The sequence below is a fragment of the Mesorhizobium sp. LNHC229A00 genome (genome assembly GCF_000502415.1).
In the GTDB taxonomy this organism is placed as follows: domain Bacteria; phylum Pseudomonadota; class Alphaproteobacteria; order Rhizobiales; family Rhizobiaceae; genus Mesorhizobium.
The window spans coordinates 1-1,252 of record NZ_AYWQ01000132.1; the positions used below are offsets into that span (position 1 = coordinate 1).

The 1,252-nt window shown below is 62.4% G+C and carries 1 protein-coding gene; it reads right to left on the minus strand.

Annotated features, from left to right (window positions below):
- Positions 1-711: hypothetical protein (locus X742_RS01000000171265; RefSeq protein WP_032925208.1), on the minus strand; the 711-nt coding region annotated here is incomplete at its 3' end.
- Positions 712-1,252: the final 541 nt, after the last annotated feature.

Here is a 1,252-nt window from a genome sequence, read left to right on the forward strand (position 1 = left end):
ATCGAAATAGAGCCGTGCCGGGCTCGCCAAGTCGAACGTATAGCGGTTCTGCTGGCCGGCATGGGCGATCGCGCCATCCATCGTCGCGCCGACCGTCAACGGTGCCGTCGTGTCCTCGACCTTCTGAACCGCAAAGCTGAAATCCACCGGACTCGCGTTATAAACGTAGCCCTCGATCGACAACGTGTAGGTGCCGCTGAACGCCAGCGTCTGGACATCTTGGTCTGCGAAGCCGTTGACCCAGACTTGCTTTCCAAACGGATCGATCAGACGCCAATAGACATTGCCGCTGCCGGTTTGGCTTTGCTGGTCGAAGAAGAACCTCTCGCCGACCTGCGCATCGAAGCGGTAGAGTGCCGTCTCCTTCCCGGTCGGCAGCTGGCCCGGGACCGGCGTGCCAGAGGCGATCGGCGTCGCCGTCGCAGCATCAAGCAGCCGGAAGCTGTAAGTGCCTGTCTGATCGCCGTAGGCATCCACGACCAGCGCGTAACTACCCGCAGGCACGTCGAGCGGCGGGTTAATAGAGAGATACCCATCTGAACTGGAAAAATATTGGGTGCCGACCTCCTCGCCCCGCGGTCCCACAAGGCTCCAGGTCAGGTTCGGGATTTGGCTCGGATCCGTCAAACCATCGAAATAGAGCCGTGCCGGGCTCGCCAAGTCGAACGTATAGCGGTTCTGCTGGCCGGCATGGGCGATCGCGCCGTCCATCGTCGTGCCGACCGTCAGCGGTGCCGTCGTGTCCTCGACCTTCTGAANACATAGCCCTCGACCGCCAGCGTGTAGGTCCCGTTAAAGGCCAGCGTCTCGACATCCTGGTCGCCAAAACCGGCAGACCAGACCTGCCGGCCGAANGCTTTGCTGGTCGAAGAAGAACTTCTCGCCGGCCTGCGCATCGAAGCGGTAGAGCGCCGTCTCCGTGCCGGTCGGCAGCACGCCCGGGACCGGCGTGCCCGAAGTGATCGGATCGGCAGCGGCAAGATCCAGCAGCCGGAATTTGTAGGCACCCGTCGCGTCGAAAGAGCCATCCATGACCAGTGTGTAGGACCCGGCCACAAGATTGAGAAGCTGAGTGCCCGACGGTCCGTCCGAGTTCGAGAGGCTGAAGGGCGTGCTGGTTACCTCCCCGCGTGGACCGATCAGCCTCCAGGAGAGGTTCGGGTCATTGGTGAGGCTGTCGAAATAGAGCCGTGCCGGGCTCGCCAAGTCGAACGTATAGCGGTTCTGCTGGCCGGCATGGGCGATCGCGCNG